This window comes from Collinsella ihumii, assembly GCF_900046475.1.
In the GTDB taxonomy this organism is placed as follows: Bacteria; Actinomycetota; Coriobacteriia; order Coriobacteriales; family Coriobacteriaceae; genus Collinsella; species Collinsella ihumii.
The window spans coordinates 114,088-129,422 of the sequence record NZ_FCOU01000003.1 but is presented as its reverse complement, the minus strand read 5'-3'; the positions used below and the strand labels follow the sequence as shown (position 1 = coordinate 129,422).

General features: G+C 67.4%; 10 protein-coding genes. 6 read left to right on the top strand and 4 right to left on the bottom strand.

Annotated features, from left to right (window positions below; all coding sequences use genetic code 11):
* Nucleotides 1–41: 41 nt before the first annotated feature.
* The 6 genes from groL (at nucleotide 42) to BN3789_RS13395 (ending at nucleotide 8,584) form a co-directional block, all read left to right on the top strand.
* Nucleotides 42–1,679 carry a chaperonin GroEL gene (gene groL / locus BN3789_RS01830; RefSeq protein ID WP_066829205.1) on the top strand — a complete coding sequence of 546 codons (1,638 nt, stop codon included), beginning with the start codon at nucleotides 42–44 and terminating at the stop codon, nucleotides 1,677–1,679.
* A gap of 322 nt (nucleotides 1,680–2,001) precedes the next feature.
* Nucleotides 2,002–3,033 carry a YitT family protein gene (locus tag BN3789_RS01825; RefSeq protein WP_079989019.1) on the top strand — a complete coding sequence of 344 codons (1,032 nt, stop codon included), beginning with the start codon at nucleotides 2,002–2,004 and terminating at the stop codon, nucleotides 3,031–3,033.
* Nucleotides 3,034–3,242: 209 nt separating this feature from the next.
* The gene (locus BN3789_RS01820; RefSeq protein WP_066829202.1) at nucleotides 3,243–4,508 is read left to right on the top strand and encodes a 4Fe-4S binding protein; all 1,266 of its coding nucleotides are present in this window, start codon (nucleotides 3,243–3,245) and stop codon (nucleotides 4,506–4,508) included.
* Nucleotides 4,509–4,890: 382 nt separating this feature from the next.
* Entirely contained in the window at nucleotides 4,891–6,192 is a 1,302-nt protein-coding gene (locus BN3789_RS01815) for an IS30 family transposase (RefSeq protein ID WP_066829199.1), read from the top strand.
* 337 nt (nucleotides 6,193–6,529) lie between these two features.
* Nucleotides 6,530–7,834, top strand: a complete 1,305-nt coding sequence (gene istA / locus BN3789_RS01810; RefSeq protein WP_202615063.1) for an IS21 family transposase — start codon at nucleotides 6,530–6,532, stop codon at nucleotides 7,832–7,834.
* A 264-nt stretch (nucleotides 7,835–8,098) separates the two neighbouring features.
* Nucleotides 8,099–8,584: an ATP-binding protein gene (locus tag BN3789_RS13395; protein ID WP_324608420.1), complete on the top strand. Its 486-nt coding sequence runs from the start codon at nucleotides 8,099–8,101 to the stop codon at nucleotides 8,582–8,584.
* On the opposite strand, the gene BN3789_RS01800 is transcribed toward BN3789_RS13395, so the two are convergent.
* The 4 genes from BN3789_RS01800 to BN3789_RS01785 form a co-directional block, all read right to left on the bottom strand.
* Nucleotides 8,559–10,808 carry a hypothetical protein gene (locus BN3789_RS01800; RefSeq protein WP_066829196.1) on the bottom strand — a complete coding sequence of 750 codons (2,250 nt, stop codon included), beginning with the start codon at nucleotides 10,806–10,808 and terminating at the stop codon, nucleotides 8,559–8,561. The two genes, BN3789_RS13395 and BN3789_RS01800, sit on opposite strands and share 26 nt — an antisense overlap.
* Nucleotides 10,809–11,376: 568 nt before the next feature.
* On the bottom strand, nucleotides 11,377–11,763 hold the full coding sequence (locus BN3789_RS01795) for a hypothetical protein (protein WP_066829192.1): 387 nt from the start codon (nucleotides 11,761–11,763) through the stop codon (nucleotides 11,377–11,379).
* Between the two features lie 126 nt (nucleotides 11,764–11,889).
* Nucleotides 11,890–12,369, bottom strand: coding sequence for a hypothetical protein (locus tag BN3789_RS01790; RefSeq protein ID WP_066829189.1), 480 nt, complete (start codon nucleotides 12,367–12,369; stop codon nucleotides 11,890–11,892).
* An 80-nt stretch (nucleotides 12,370–12,449) separates the two neighbouring features.
* Nucleotides 12,450–15,311, bottom strand: coding sequence for a primase-like DNA-binding domain-containing protein (locus BN3789_RS01785; protein ID WP_079989018.1), 2,862 nt, complete (start codon nucleotides 15,309–15,311; stop codon nucleotides 12,450–12,452).
* Nucleotides 15,312–15,335 lie beyond the last annotated feature (24 nt).

The window sequence follows — 15,335 nt, the reverse complement described above, 5'->3', positions numbered from 1 at the left end:
ATTCGCTTTCTCATTTGAATCTTCACTTGGAGGAATAGAACATGGCTAAGAATATTACGTTCGACACCACCGCGCGCGCCAAGCTCGCCAAGGGTGTCAACACGCTGGCTGACGCCGTCACCGTCACCATGGGCCCCAAGGGCCGCTACGTCGCCCTGCAGCGCTCCTACGGCGCTCCGACCATCACCAACGACGGCGTTTCCGTCGCCAAGGAGATCGAGCTCGAGGACAACATCGAGAACATGGGCGCCCAGCTGGTGAAGGAGGTCGCCACCAAGACCAACGACACCGTGGGTGACGGCACCACCACCGCGACCCTGCTCGCCCAGGCCATCGTGAACGACGGCCTGCGCAACGTCGCCGCCGGCGCAAACCCGCTGGCCATCCGTCGCGGCATCGACAAGGCCGTCAACGCCGTCGTCGCCGAGATGAAGAAGCAGGCCCAGCCGGTCGAGACCAAGGAGCAGATCGCGTCTGTCGGCACCATCTCCGCCGGCGACCCCGAGGTCGGCGCCAAGATCTCCGACGCCATGGACGTCGTGGGCAAGGACGGCGTCATCACCGTCGAGGACGGCCAGACCTTCGACATCACCATCGACACCGTCGAGGGCATGCAGTTCGACAAGGGCTACGTCTCCGCGTACTTCGTGACCGACAACGATCGCATGGAGGCCAGCCTCAAGGATCCCTACATCCTCATCACCGATCAGAAGATCTCCAACGTCCAGGACATCATGCCTGTGCTCGAGGCCGTCTCCCGCGCCGGCAAGAGCCTGCTGATCATCGCCGAGGACATCGACGGCGAGGCCCTGCCGACCCTCGTGCTCAACAAGATCCGCGGCGCCCTCAACGTCTGCGCCGTCAAGGCCCCTGGCTACGGCGACCGTCGTAAGCGCATGCTCGAGGACATCGCCTGCCTGACCGGCGGCCAGGCCGCGCTCGACGAGCTCGGCATCAAGATCGCCGACATCACCGCCGACATGCTCGGTACCGCCAAGTCCGTCACCGTCTCCAAGGACAACACCACCATCGTCGGTGGCGCCGGCACCAAGGAGGCCATCGCCAACCGCGTCGCCCAGATCAAGGGCGAGCTGGAGCACACCGACTCCGAGTTCGACCGCGAGAAGCTCCAGGAGCGTCTGGCCAAGCTCTCCGGCGGCGTCGCCGTCATCAAGGTCGGTGCTGCCACCGAGACCGAGCTCAAGGAGATCAAGCACCGCGTCGAGGACGCCCTGCAGGCGACCCGCGCTGCTGTCGAGGAGGGCATCGTCGCCGGCGGCGGCGTGGCCTTCATGGACGCCATCCCGGCGCTCGAGGGCATCGAGATCTCCGACCCCGAGGAGCAGATCGGCATCGACATCATCAAGAAGGCGCTGACCGCTCCTGTCGCCACCATCGCCAAGAACGCCGGCTACGAGGGCGCTGTCGTCGTCGACAAGGTCGCCTCTCTGCCTGCGGGCGAGGGCCTGAACTCCGCGAGCGGCGAGTGGGGCAACATGATCGAGATGGGCGTGCTCGACCCCGTCAAGGTCACCCGCACCACCCTGCAGAACGCCGCCTCTGTCGCCAGCCTGATCCTCATCACCGAGGCCACCGTCACCGACGTGCCGAAGAACACGCAGCTTGAGGATGCTATCGCTGCCGCTACCGCCAACGCGCAGGGCGGCGGTATGTACTAAGCCTAATCTGGCTTGAGCATATCGATCGAAAAGGCTCCGGGAATCCTCCCGGAGCCTTTTTGCGTTCGGGCCCGTGACGGCGCTCTTGGAGGCTGGGATGGGTCATTTGGGGACGGGTTCGTTCCAACCCATCGGCGGCCGCGCAGGCCGCCGATGGGTTGGAACGAACCCGTCCCCAAATGACCCATTCAGGCGGCTCGGCCATGCGCCGCTTGGCGGAAATAGGGGTCGGTCGGCGGTCTTCCGGTGCCCGGCGGGGGCTTTCGGCTATCATGGTGCGGCGGAAGTGACCAGCTTTGTCTTGTCTTGCCGGAGGGTAGAGATGGCTGAGGATTGGGATAGGTCCGACGGCGGCACCTACGTGCGCGATGCGGACGCCCGCGCGCGCATCAAGGACCGCGCCCACGAGCGCGAGATGCGCCAGGGCAAAAAGCGCATCGGGAACGCCCCCGTTGTCGTCGACGCCAAAAAGGAGCTCGAGCGCCTGAAGAGCCTGAGGCGCCGCGCGATCGTCCGCCGTGTCATCACGCTGTGCTTCGTGATCGTCTCCGCGTTTCTGCAGGCCTATGCCATCCAGGTGTTCGTGCAGCCGGCCGGCCTGCTTTCAAGCGGCTTCACGGGCCTGGCGATCCTGGTCGACCGCATCACCTCGATGTTCGGGTTCAGCTTCCCCACGTCGCTCGGCATGATCGTCTTCAACATCCCCGTCGCCATCCTGTGCTGGAAAAGCATCAGCAAGCGCTTCGTCGTCTTCTCGATGATCCAGGTATTCCTGTCCTCGACGCTTCTGCGCTTCATGGACTTCGACCCCATGCTGCGCGAGCCGGTCCTGCTCGTGGTGTTCGGCGGCTTTATTTACGGCCTCGCCATCGCGATTGCCCTGCGCGGCGGCGCGTCCACGGCGGGCACCGACTTCATCTCGCTCATGGTGTCCAACAAGACGGGCAAGTCCATCTGGGGATTCATCTTTGCGGGCAACTGCGTCATGCTGCTCATCTTCGGATACCTGTTCGGCTGGACCTCGGCGGCGTTCTCGATCATCTTCCAGTTCATCTCGACCAAGACCATCGAGACGTTCTACCACCGCTACGACCGCATGACCCTGCGCATCACCACCAAGAAGCCCGACGAGGTTCTCGAGGCGTACACGGAGAAGTTCCGCCACGGTTCCTCGTGCTTCGAGGTGATCGGAGGCTACAGCCGCAAGACGTATTGGATCATCGAGACGGTCGTGTCGTCCTACGAGGTGGGCGAGATCGTCGCGCTCGTGCGCGCGCACGACGACCACGCGGTGATCAACGTGTTCCGCTCGGAGGACTTCTTCGGCAGGTTCTACCGCGGCCCGGTGGATTAGGTGCCGCGATAGCGATGGCATTTCGTTCAGGGGCGCCCCGTTCGAGACGAGCGAGCGGGGCGCCCCTCGCGCATGCCGCGTCTGCCTCGCGGGGCATCTTCGACATGGAGTTGTCCCCTTATCGGTCGCAAGGCCGTCGGGCACGGTACAATGAGACAATTGTGTACTGTGGCCCGAGGGCCCATCTGCAGAGCACAGGGGAGATTCGCATGGCAGAGCAGCACGATCTGTTCGATGACATTATCGATATCAGCAAGGGCATCAGCGCCCTGAAAAATCCGCTCGGCGGCGTCACCGACGCCATCATGGGGACGGGGGAGCAGGAGGCGCCCCAGTGGAACCCTGCCGATTACAAGGAGAAGCCGCGCGGCAACTCGATCCCGTGCCTGCTGTGCAATTACGAGAAGAGCAGCTGCCGCGCGTGCATCGACGCGTGCCCGGTGAAGGCGATCGATATCGAGGAGTTCAGCATCGACATCAAGGACATGTGCCGCAAGTGCGGCCTGTGCACGTCGGTGTGCCCCACAGAGGCCATCTCCGCGAAGCGCCTGCAGCCCAAGCGCCTGTACGACGCCATCGCCGGCGCCGCGGCCGCCTACAAGACGGCGTACGTGACGTGCACGCGCGCCCTGCGCCGCGTCCCGCGTGAGAATGAGGTGGTCGTCGCCTGCATCGGGGACGTCAAGCCCGAGGTGTGGTTCTCGATCATGGCTGACTATCCCAACGTGAGCGTGTACCTGCCGCTCGACATCTGCACGAACTGCAAGAACACGACGGGTGAGGAGATCTTGGGCGACGCCATCGCCACCGCCGAGGAGTGGGCGGGCACAGGCCTCGGGCTGGAGGTCGATCCCAAGCGCCTCAAGTGCGAGAAGCGTCGCGAATATGAGCGCAAGGAGTTCATGGACAACATCATGAAGACCACTGGCCTCGCGGTGAGCAAGCTGAACCCCGCCACGGCCGCCGTGACGTCGGTGGCGCAGCGCCTGCGCGACCATACGAAAAAGATCTCCGCGCTCGAAAAGGCGCTCAAGGAGGCCTGCGGCACCACGACCGCCAAGCGCCGCCGCGTGCTGACGCAGGGGCGCCAGCTCGTGCTGTCCACCCTGCAGGAGCATCCCGAGCTCGCCCAGAACATCCAGGTGAGCACGCCCGAGTGCGATTTCTCCAAGTGCACGCTGTGCGGCGAGTGCGTGCGCATCTGCCCCACGCACGCGACCGACCTGGTCGGCGCCGGCCGCTTCACCGTCGAGCCGACGTTTTGCGTCGGCTGCGGGCTGTGCGCGGAGGTGTGCGAGGAGCACGCGCTTACGATGGTGCAGCACGATGCGAGCGATCTGGTCGTTCCCGATCCCGAGTCCGAGCGCCGTGCGGCGGAGGCGGCCAAGACCCATGCCGAGGTCGAGAAGACCAAGGCTCAGGCAAAGAAGACCCTGACCAAGGTCCTTGACGGCGTGGAGAAGCTGGCGGAGTAGGGGCGTCTCGTCCGGGCACCGGGTCGGGTTCCGGCGGGTGCCGCATCCGATCGGCCTGCAGGGGCTGCCGCGTCCACCGGGGCAGCCCAGCTGCGTATCCTGCGCCGTACGGCGGCGGTCCATTCCAAGGTCGTTCGATCCCGTTCACGCCAGTCGACTGAAACGGGAACCATAAATAAATCAGTATATCATCAGAAAGATGTACTGAGGCCTCCATATGCGGTTTTCCGCAATGTGAAAATCGATAGAAGCGCTTTCGTAGAGTTTCAACCTCAGTGCAACACGCCCCAAGGATTCCAGAACCCAGCGCAACGCGTTGCGCTGGGTTCTGGAATCCTTGGGGCGTGGGGCCGGTCGGCGGCCCCGGCAAGGAGGCCGGAATATGAAGGGCTCGAAGAGGGCGAAGGCCGCCCCGCTCGCCGCGCGGCGCGCCTACCCGAGGCTCACGCTCGACGACAGGCGGGGCATCGAGCGCGGCCTGGACGGGGGCGAGAGCATGCGCGAGATCGCGCGCATGATCGAGCAGTCGCTCGCCGAGGTGCCGCGCGAGGTCAAGAGGAACAGGGTGTACCTGAGGCCCAGGGGCATGGAGGGCGAGCGGTTCCCCGCGGAGGGGCCGGACGGGCTGTGCGGCCTGCTCGCGAGGTCGCCGGGCGTGTGCAACGGGTGCAGGAAGAGGGCGTGCGGCTGCTCGAGGACCCCGAAGGCCGTCTACCGCGCGGCGAGGGCGCACGCGCTCGCCGACGAGGAGCTCCGGGGGGCGCGCAGGGGCGTGGACGAGACCGAGGAGGGCATGGCCATGAAGCTCGAGGTCATCCGCTCCGACCTCGCCCGCGGCCTGTCGCCGGAGCAGATCGCGGCCACGAGGCCGTCGCTCGGCGTCTCGAAGTCGACGATATACCGCTGGGCCGACGAGGGCTACGGGGGCATGAGCAACATGGAGCTGCGGCGCAAGGTCGGCTACAAGCCGAGGAGGAGGAAGGTCCCGCGCAGGCCGACGCCCCACTCCGACCGCAGGTCGCACGCCGCGTTCCTCGCGCTGCCGCGGGACGCGCGGGACGGACGCTGGGAGATGGACACGGTCGAGGGGCGCTCCGGCGACTCCGCCGTCGTGCTGACGCTGCTGAACAGGGCGACGAGGTTCCAGCTGGCGCTGCCGATGGCCGCCCAGACCTCGGCCGAGACCGTTCGCGCGCTGGGCGCCCTGCGCGCCCTGCTCGGGGAGGACGGCGTGCGCCGGGTCTTCGCCGTCGTGCTCACCGACAACGGCTCCGAGTTCGCCGACGAGGCCGGCATCGCCGCCGCGCTCTGCGAGCGGCCGGGCGAGACGAGGCTGTTCTACTGCGACCCGATGCGCTCGGACCAGAAGGGCTCCTGCGAGCGCAACCACGTCGAGATCAGGAAGCTGCTGCCGAAGGGCCGCGGGATATCCTTCGACCGGCTGGCGCCGGCCGACTGCGCCCTGCTGATGAGCCACGTGAACTCCGAGCCGAGGGGCTCGCTCGCCTTCATGATGGCCGTCGCCGAGGCCGGTGGCGACGACTACGAGGACGCCGCCCGGGCGCTCCTCGACGGGCTCGGCGTCGAGGTGCTGGACCCCTCGGAGCTCGACCTGACGCCGGGGTGCATCGAGCGCGCCCGCGCCGAGAGGGGTGACGGGCCGCTTGTGTTTGATAACGTCTGACTTGCGGATTTGATCACCCGGAGCTTTCGGGAATGGTCACGAAAAACTTTCGGGTTTGGGCATGGGCACGCCGACCATCCCCAACGGGGCCTAACGTTGTCGCTGCTACGGTTGCGACGATGGGAGGCCGGGAAGGAAATGATCGGCGTGGACAAGATCGACGATATCAGAAGGCTCGGGAGGGGCGGGGCGAGCGTCGCCTCGATCGCCCGGGAAACCGGGGTCTCCGAGCCCACGGTGAGGAAGTACCTGAGGGAGACCGACCTCTCCGAGAGGCCGCCGGCGGTCGGCAGGGCGCCCGAGTCGCCCCTGCTCGAGCCCTTCGCGGCGCTGGTCGATTCGTGGCTGCTCGAGGACAGGCGCTGCTGGTACAAGCAGCGCCACACCGCGAAGAGGGTCTTCGACCGGCTCGTCGCGGAGAAGGGCTTCGAGGGCTCGTACTCGACCGTCAGGAGGTACGTGCGGAGGCGATCGCGAGGAGCTCGCCGCCGAGCTCGACGCCCGCGAGGCGCAGGGGTTCCTGCTGCTCGACTGGCTCCCGGGCGAGTGCCAGGTCGACTTCGGGCAGGCCGACTTCCGCGTGCGAGGCGTCGTCACCCGCGGCCACTTCCTCGTGGTCACGTTCCCGCACTCAAACGTCGGGCTCGCGCAGGTCTTCTGGGGCGAGACCGCGGAGTGCGTCTGCCAGGGGCTCCGCGACGTCTTCGAGTTCCTCGGGGGCGTGCCGCTGCGGGCCGTGTTCGACAACGCCACCGAGGTCGGCCGCAGGGTCGGCGCCGAGATGAGGACCTCGGCGCTCTTCCGCCGGTTCGCCGCGCACTACGGGCTCGACTACAGCTTCACCAACCCCTACTCGGGGAACGAGAAGGGCTCCGTGGAGAACAAGGTCGGGACGCTCAGGCGCAACCTCTTCGTCCCGGTCCCGCAGGTCTGGGACGTGAAGGCCTACAACGAGCGGCTGCTCGGGACGTGCCTGGCGCTCTCGGACGGCAAGCCGCACTACCGCAAGGGCGCGAGCGAGTCCGAGCTCTTCGGGGACGACCGCGCCGCGCTCTCGCCGCTGCCCGCGGCTCCGTTCGCGTGCGTGACGTGGCTCACCAGGAGGTGCGACAAGCAGGGCTCGTTCAGGGCGGGCGGCGAGCACCGCTACTCGGCGGGGCCCGTCAACGCCTCCCGCGAGGTCGCCGTCGCGATGGGCGCCTTCGACGTCACGGTCGTCGGCGCCGGAGGCGAGGTCGTCGCCGAGTACCCGCGCGAGTGGGGCGACGCGCCGACGGACTCCGCCGACCCAATGCTGCAGCTGAGGCTGCTCTGCGTGCGCCCCGGCGGCTGGCGCGACAGCGTCGTGCGGGGGTCCCTGCCCGAGCAGCTCGTGGCGTTCCTCGACTCGGAGTCGCCCGCCGACCTCGGAGCCGACCTCAGGGCGCTGCGCGACGTGAGCGCCAGGCGGGGCTGGGCGGCGACCGTGGAGGGCGCGCTGAGGTCGCTCGGGGCCACGGGCGGCGTCGACGCCGCCACCCTGGAGCTCGCCGCCGCTAGGGCGGCCGCCGGCGACGCGCTCGTCGAGTACGACGAGCCGGTCGACCTCGCGGGGTACGACCGGGCCTTCGAGCTGCTGGAGGGGGGCGCCGCCAGTGCCTAGGATCCCGGACGCCGAGCGCGAGGAGTTCTCCTCGCGCGCCAGGTCGCTGTTCATATCGAAGGCGACGATAGCGTGGTTCCTCGAGACGGCGACCCCGGGCCAGCTCGCCGCGTGCTCGGGGATGCTCGCGCGCGAGCTCGAGTCCCGCGAGCGGTCGAAGCGCGCCCGGCTGCTGCGCCAGGCCCGCTTCCCCGTGCCCAAGGCCGTGGAGGGGTTCGACTGGTCCAACGTGCGCTTTCCCGAGGGCTGGGGTCGAGCCGTGAGATGCTCTCGCTCGACTTCGTGGAGCGCGCCGAGGACCTCGTCTTCCACGGCCCGACCGGCCGCGGCAAGACGCACGTGGCGACGGCCCTCGGCATCGAGGCGACCCGGCGCGGGGTGCCCGTGCGCTTCTTCCAGACGGCGGCGCTGGTGCTGCAGCTCGGCAAGGCGAAGCGCGAGGGGACGCTCGACAGGCTGCTGGCGGACGTCGGCAGGGCCGAGCTCGTGATCCTCGACGAGTTCGGCTACGTCCCCTTCGACGTCGACGGCGCGCGCCTGCTCTACCAGGTCATATCCGACTCTTACGAAAGGAGGAGCATAGTGTTCACCACGAACGTCGAGTTCAGCCGGTGGGGCACGGTCTTCGCGGACGACAAGCTCGCCGCCGCGATCGTGGACCGCGTCGTCCACCACGGCAGGCTCGTCGAGTTCGGCGGCCCAAGCCACCGTCTCGAGGAGTCACTCATGCTGGGCAAGTCGGGAAGCTAGCGGCGCGCCCGTGACCGAACCCGAAAAAGTTGCGTGCCCAAACCCGAAAGTTTTCCGTGATCATTTCAGAAAGACGGACTTGACCAAAAAAAGCGGGGCTCGCGGGAGCGGCCTCGGCCGGCCCGTCCTCGCGGGCGGCATCGTCGAGCCGGCTCCCCAGCTCGTCTCGGAAGAACCTCGAGACGCCGCGCTGGATGCGGTTGGTATAGCTGTTGCGCGGGTCTCCACCCCATCGGGCGTCGCGCACGTCCTGCTCCGAGAGCTCCTGGAGGGTGCCGATGCAGACCTCGGCGGCGCGGTCGAACCCCTCGCCGAGGTCCAGCTCTCGGCGCATGTACCTCAGCACCATCGAGGCGATCATCGAGGCCGCGCCGACGATGCGCCGGAGGTACCGGTCGACGTGCCCGCCGGCCTCCTCCTTCGCCTCGGCGTAGGCCTTTGCCCGTGCGCCGGCTCGGATGCCCTCCGCATCGCGTTTCGCGGCCGCGAGGATATCCGCGGCGTCGCTCTCGGCACCCGACCTGATGCCCTCCGCCTCGCGCTTCGCGCCGTCGATCCTCGCGTTCGCCGATTCGAGCTCGCGGCCGATGCGCTCGGAGCGCTCGTCGAGCTCGCGCTCCCTCACCTCGACGGCCTTCTCGCGCTCATGCAGCGGCATCTGCGGCCGCAGCGGGTCGATGCCGGCGTTCTCGGCGAACTGAACCAGCTTTGAAACGACCTCGTTTGTGTACTCCGCGCACTCGTTCCTGTACGTCCCATCATCCATCTCGTCGGGCGTCTCACCGTCCTCCGAGACGTAGTCCTCGGGCAGGTCGACGAGGTAGATGCCGCGGTCGGTGCTGTAGCCCACGCCCGCGCCGTGCTCGCGAGCGTAGTCCTCCTCGAGCGGCGCGAGGCGGTCGCCGACCGCGTCGGTGTCCAGCTCGCCCTCGTAAAGGAACTCCTCGAGCAGCTCCTCCTCGTCGTAGTCGCCGTCCATGTAGCCGCGCAGGCGGCGGATCTCTGGCGGCAGTGCCTCGAGGGGGATGAACGTCACGCCCGCAGGCGGCCGGTAGCCGTTCGTGACGAGGTCGACATAGGCCTCGGCGCGCTCCGCGCGGCACTCGCTGCCCCACCTCATCTGGTTCGCCTCGCGGAGCTTGAGCTCGGCGAACTCCTGCTGGATCTGCACCGTCTCGAGGTCGGAGCGTGCCTGCTCGAGGTCATCGAGCGCATCCGAGAGCTCGCGCTGGACCTCGTTGTACGCCTTGCGTGCCTCGCGTTCGTCGTTCTTGAGGTGCTCGCGGCGAGCCTTCGAGTTAGCCTCCTCGGTGAGCGCAGCATCGCGCGCGTCCTCGGCTTCCTCCTGCGCAGCTTTCTGCTTGCGCACCCACTTCGCCTGACGTGCGTACTTGTTCGCGGAACGGCCGGCCTCGGGGAACACCTCGCCCTGCTTCTCGCGCTCGCGCTTTTCAGCGCCGGTGATGTGCGGCTTCATCGACCAGCCGGTCGCTTCGAAGTCTTTCTCGTCGACCGGCTCGCGCCAACCGCGCTCTGCCATCTCGATCGCGAACATCTGATGGAGCAGATGCAGCTTGCCCTTGTTGAGGATGGTGCCGGTGCGGTACATGCACCCGTCGTTCTTCCCGCGATAGCGGTCGCTGTGGTTCTTCGCGCCCTTCGCGCCGAGGTACCTCACGAGTGCGTCGTCGTCCGGCAGCTTGTCGACCAGACGCCCCGCGCCGTGGATGTGCAGGCCCTCGTCGCCGAGCGGGTCTGAGCGCGTGAGCCCGCGCTCCTCGATCGCGCCCTCGTCGACGTGCTTCGCCCATCCGTCGAGCGGCCGACCATACCACAGCTCCAGGACCTCGACGGCATCGCGCACGAACTTGCTCCGCAGCCGCTCGTCCCATTGCGCGACCGCCTCCTCGTCGGGCGTGACGACCGTCGTCACGCCGAGCGCGGTCGAGACGGGCGGGCGGCGGCCGTGCTCCTCCTTGTAACCCTTGGCGTAATCCTCGAATTGCTCGAGGAACCAGTTCCCGAGCGCGGCACCGGAGTTGCCGCAGCCATCGGGGAAGTGGTACTCGTTGCCGGCCGAGCGCGAGCGGTCGAGGTTCGCCGTGAGTGAGGCGCGCTCCTCGCCGAACTCGGCGCAGGCCTTGGTCGCGGCGATGGTGTTCATCGACGACGCGCCCGTCTGGTTCATCGTCATGACGGACACGCCGCAGCCGAACGATGGCATTCGAATCACTCCTCTCGTCAATGGACGTGGAACAGATACATGCGGGCATCGGCCCGTGATGGTGTGAGCTTCGCGTGCATGGGCACGCGTGGGATGCGACGCACGGCTCGCGGAGCTCCCCGTGCTCTCGCGGGCATCAGCCCGCAGAAGGAAAAGCGCCCACGAGCATCGGCTCGCGTGCGTGCGCCAAAAGGCGCTAGGACTCTGGTCGGAAACATCCGACCCAAAGTCCTAAGGTCAGCGCCCGTAGGACTTCCTCTGCTCGCCTGATGGCTCGCTCCAGAAGTCCGACGGGCCTGCTCTCGGGAAGCTGCGCTCCCCGCCGCAGGGGCACCCCCTCGGCCGGCGATAACACGCCGTCCCAAAAGCCGCTCGCACCGATGTGCTCGCGGCTCCGTGTCGCCGCGCCCGTCTCGTCACTCGCACCGATGTGCTCGCAACGTCGACGGCGCGGCGACACATGCGCGGTCTCGCTCGCACTCACGCCCCACTCACGGGGGACTGCCGTGCTCGCTCGCCGCGCTGCGCGTGCGCGCCGCGTGCGGGACAGATGCCCGCATGCCGGCGCTTACGCGCCCGAGCCCGCGCGACGGATGCGCTCGAGCTCGGAGCGCAGGCGCTCGTTCTCCGCACGCACGCGCGCGGCTTCGAGCGCCTGCCCGAGAGCGTCGCGGTTGCCGCGCAGGTTCCTCATGCGACGGCGATGATCCGCCGTCTCCTTCGCAATCCGCGCCTCGGCATCCTTGAAGCTCTGCTCGAGCTTCGCGACGCTCTCCTCGGCCGCTTCGAGCCGCGTCTTCTCGACGCCGCCCTCACCGTCCGCAGCGGACTTGTCCGTGACCTCGTCGGCACTCACGGCCGCCTCGTTCGCGGTCACGTCCGCCGCGCCCTCGCGCACATCGGCAGCAGGCATCGCGGCCCGCTGCTCGGTGCTCTCGGTCATCTGATCGCTCATCGTTCACTCACTCCTTACTGTCGTTACGGTTGCTCTTCGCTCGTATCCGCGTCGTTTGACGCGGTGGCTCCGCGCGCGGAGCCGGGCACGACGAGAAACATCCCGGTTGGGGCCGGGGGGTTGGCGCTAGGCGACGGTCTCCTCGGTCGGTTGCCAGCGGATCTGCGGCGGCTTGAGGCCGGTCTCGCGGCCGTAGAGGTCGACGTACGCGCGCAGCACATGGCCCATCGCCTCGACGGCACCGTCGGCACCGAGCCCGGCCATGATGTCGCGCACCTGCTCGCGCAGGGCGTCCTTGATACCGGCCACGGTGCTGCTGAGCCGGTCGAGCTCGGCCTGGTACCTCTGCATCACCTCCTCATAGACCGGGTCGTCGTCGAACGAGCCGCAAAGAGGCGCTTCGGCGGCGAACGCCGCCTCGTCGGCGTAGGACGCGCCGAGCACGTCGAGAACCTGCCCCTGCACGTCGTCGAGCTCGGCGAACCTGCGGCGGAGCCGCTGCAGGGCCTCGTCGGATGCGCCCGCGTGACGCAGCGCGTCGCAGAGCGCGCCACGGCCGAAGTCGCGCATAGACACGACGTTGGTGGTGGTGGTAGGAATGGTCATGGTGGATCTCCAATCGTTGAGGGTGGTTAGGAGCCCGCGCACCGCGCGGAGTGCGCGGGCTGGTTCGTGCAGGGTGAGCGCTAGGGCGCGCTCGGGGCGGGGTCTGGGCCTGGTGCCGGCTCGGCGGGCGGTGACGGCGGCCAAGGAGCCCACGTGAACCCGCCGGACTCGGTAGGACGCGGCCCACGCGCCGGCTTACGGGCCTGAGCACGCGCTGACGGCTTCTTCAGCGGTGCTGCCGGCTGCGTGTCGGGCGACGCGGCCGCCTCAGAGCCTGCTGGCGGCTCGTTCGCAGGGGCGGGCTCACCGGTGGACGCGGGGGCCCTCTCCTCGCCGTCAGCGGGCGCTGACAGCCGGTCAGGCGTCTGAGCTGGGGTTTCGTTGCTCGTGTCGTCCTCGCTGATGCGGAGAATATCGTCGGTCGTGACCCTCTGCATCCGGCTCAGCAGCTCGCTCCGGGCGCGATCGGGGTAGTCCGGCGTGAGGACGCACGGGCCGATGCCGGGCACGTGCAGCATCAGCTCACGGCCCGCGTGATTATTCGGCACGTTGCGGCCCGTGCCGACGGGGGTGTAGTCGCCGATCGGGAACAGGCCCTCGCTTTTCAGCAGCGCGCTCACGCGACCAGCCGCGACCCACTCGTCCGCGGTCGCAGGCGCGCAATAGGGCTCGATGGGGTCGAGCTCGCCGCCCACGTCGGCGACGATGGACGCCCCGGAGGCCTCGACGGCATCCAACAGCGGCTTCGCCTCCTCGAACGTGCACGTAGACGTGTCGTCGGGCGTGGTCTCGGGCGTATCATCGAAGCCGTTGTCACCGCCGTCGGGACCGTCGTCCACGCGGAAGAGCCACCCGCGCTTGCGGCTGTCAGGGAGCGTCGAGCGACGGCACCATGCATGGAGCTTCGCGGGCGTCCACTCGCCGCTCTCACGTCGCGTGCAGTACAGCGTCGCGTCCTCGAGGTACTGCGCCGACTCGTCCGGGTTACAGTTCTTGCGGATGTCGTAGGCCGCACGTTTACCTGCGGAATCGCGGGGCACGTAGAACTTGTCGCCCTTCTCGACGATCTCCTCGAGACTGTCGCAGAACTTGGCCTTGCCGACAGGCTTGCCCGTCGGGTTGTTGTGCTGAGCCCAGCACTTGTACATGTCGTATACCTGCTCGAGCGGCGTCCTCTTGCCGAGCTTCGGCAGCTCCTCCTCGACGAACTGGCGCAGCGGGTCGGTCGCGAACTGGTACCTCTGCTTCGCGGCGAGCGTGTAGGCGTTCTCCTTGAGCTCGCCGATGAAGTCCATCTCGACGATGGCGTGATAGTAAATCCAGTTCACGACCGCCGGATGCTGTACCCAGTCGCGCATGCGTCGATCCTCGCGACCCGCCCAGCTCTCGTTAAATGCGAGCATGAGGGTGCGCGTGAACATCGCCTCGGTCTTGTCGTTGAAACCGACTTCACTATTGAGACACCAGATGCCAAAGGCATGATTGCGCCACATGATGGCGCTTTTATACAGGTCACGCGACACGATAATATCGTTGGTAATCCACGCCTTGAGGTAGCCGGAATCACTGACGTAGCCCGAGGGGTTCGATTCGTCGCTCAGCAGCACCGACGCGCCGCGCGTCATGGTGACGTACTCCGGCTTGCCCATCTGGTCGAGGGAAACGCCTGCGATGACGCCGCGACGAGCGTTGTCGCCGCCGTACGCCTCACGGACGACTAGCAGCGTGGAACCCTTGCCGGCGCGGGGTTTTCCGATTAGGAACACCGCCTTCCCGCGGTCAACCCCGGGGGTCGCCGACGCCTGAATGATGCCCCACCATGTCCCACGCCCGAGCGGGTCGGGCATGATTTTCTCGAGCCACGAAAGCGGGTCGAACGCCACGCCGCCGTGCTCCTCGGCCAAGGTCGGGTCGTCGTAGACGACGGTGCCGTCCTCGCAGATGTAAGGGTAGGGCACGCGCTCGATGGTGCCGTCCTCGTTGCAGCCGAACGTGAGGCCGGCGAGGCAGCCGTTGATGACGTCGTCATCGGTCATGCGGCGGCCGCGCTTGGTAATAGGATCAATCATCCAGCCGCTGCCCAGCGCCACGAGGCGCGGGTCTTCGCGCTTGACGGGCACGCGCGGGACGAGCTGCACGAGCTGCTGGTAGACCGCGATCGCCGTCTCGTGCGTGCACCCCGGCAAAAACGGCTGCACCATCTGCATGATCTCGGGGCTCGCCTCTTTCGGGCCCAGCGGGCCCTCGATGATGCGGTAGGGGCCCTTGCTCGAGGAGTCACGCTGCATGAGCATGCCCTCGCCGCGCTCGCCGTCCACACCGTAGATATAGCGCGAGCCGAACGACTGCCCCTTCCACTCGAGGAGCTGGGCGACGATATAAGGCATGGGGAAGTGGCCCGGATTGACGCGTTTATCGTAGTCGCGCTGGTACAAGGGAATCATGCCCGAAGGCACCTTGACCCACGGGTTCTTCTTCTGCTTCGGGTCGTAGACTCTCGTCTCGCGCTTGAGCACCGCTTCGATAACAGCCATGGACTCTCTCACGCCCGGGAAGCGGCCGTCGGCCCAATTCTCGCAGTAGCGGCGGAGCTCGGGGACAAGCTGCTCGCACGCGAACGCCGGCGGCATGATCTGCCGCTGATACGCCGCGTACTCGTCGTTCCAGCGCTCCATCTCGTCCTCGTCCTTGAGGTCCTCTGGCAGCGGTGGAAGATTGACCTGCATGTTCGTGGTTTTAGCGACGATGTCGTCAATCACGAACTGTGAAACGCTGATCTGGAATAGCGACTTCGACATAATCTTGGGCTGGCGCGCGCGGATATAGCGGTTCACGCGGTAATAGCCGTCAGCGTCCGGCCCGTCGTCCTCCGACGCGGACTGAGCCTTGAGGTCTACCGCCTCGTCGTCCGCTGCCACGGACTCGGGGGCGTCGTCGACCACATCGGTCGCGTCGGCAGACGCGTG